The organism is Streptomyces sp. SID14478 (genome assembly GCF_010548525.1).
GTDB lineage: Bacteria > Actinomycetota > Actinomycetes > Streptomycetales > Streptomycetaceae > Streptomyces.
In genome coordinates this window covers 1-1,302 of the sequence record NZ_JAAGMG010000579.1, presented here as the reverse complement: position 1 = coordinate 1,302, position 1,302 = coordinate 1, and the positions used below count along the sequence as shown (strand labels likewise).

1 pseudogene is annotated in these 1,302 nt (G+C 77.2%); it reads right to left on the bottom strand.

Going from position 1 to position 1,302, the window contains the following annotated elements:
• Positions 1-976: 976 nt before the first annotated feature.
• Positions 977-1,302 (bottom strand): annotated as a pseudogene (locus G3I40_RS18900) (zf-HC2 domain-containing protein); the annotation flags it as partial.

Here is a 1,302-nt window from a genome sequence, read left to right as displayed (position 1 = left end):
CCCGGGAGAACCGTGCGGGGGGACGGCGGCCTGATGCCCGTGCGACGGGGTCTGCCCGGGCCCGGGCAGACCCTGCGAGGGTGCGCCGGTCTGAACGCCGGGAGCCCCCGGGTGCCCCTGCGATGCCGGATCGCCGTGCGACGGGGCCGGGACGGGCCCGGGCCCGGGCACACCTTGCGAAGAGGCGGCAGCCTGACTGCCGGGAGCTCCCGGGTACGCCTGCTGCTGGGCGGCCGGGGACGGCACCGGAGGCGTCGCCGTGCCGTGGGCCGGGGTCGCCACGGGGTGTTGCACGGGCGGCGCGGGTGCCCACGGGCCGGGCTCACCGTACGGCGGCGTGCTGTAGGGATCGGGATCGTGCAACGGCCGGGGCGCGTCGGCGACGGCCTCGTCGACGTCGGCCTGCGCCTGCACTCGCGCCGAGGGCGTGGGCGAGGCATGTGTCGAGGCGGGGGCAGACGGCGGGGCCGAAGCCGTGTCAGACGGCGAAGCCGGGTCTGGAACCGCATCCGAAATCCGAGTCGAGGCCGGAGCCAGGGGCGGAGTCTGCGCCGGATCTGAGCCCGCATCCGGAACCTGAGCCGAGGCCGGAACCGGGGATGAGGCCGCGGCCGGAGCCGACGGCGGGGTCCGCTCCGGGGTCCCCTCCGACATGTCGCCCGGGGTCGGGGCGCCCGGGGCCGCGGCGCTCTCAACGGGATCGGACGCGTCCACCGCTCCACCGTCGGCGGCGCCGGCGGGAGCGGGCAGATGCCAGTCGCCGTCGTCCTCCGCGGGGCGCCCCGTGTCCGGTCGGGGGCGGCTCCACCACTTGGCCTTTGCGGGCTTGCCCTCGTCCATGTCCCGCCGCTCTCCCCACACCTGGCCCGCGGCACCACACCGCGGGCTTCTCCGCGCGCAGCCGGATCACCACCGGATGCGCGGCCTCACCTGGATTCAACCAGGTTCGGCGGGCCGGGCGCAGGGGCGTCCGGTGTCAGCGGACCGAGGACGAGCGGGAGGACAGGGTCGGCAACGACGCGGGGGCCGCGGCGAGCTCGGCCGGTGCCTCGTCGAGCGCGGTCACCTCGGGCGTCCCGTGCGGTTCCAGGGCCACGTCCACCACCGGGATCGTGGCCGCCGGGCGTATCAGGGGCGACATCCGCGCCGCCCCGGACAGCACCGGAGTCGAGAACGGATAGCTCGCGCTGTCCGCATGACCGCCGCCGGGCAGCAGCGGCGCCCCGGCCCGGGTCGGTGAGACCGGCGCCGCCAGCGCACCGCCGCCCTGGCCGCCGAGCAGCGGCGTGAACGACCTGCGTC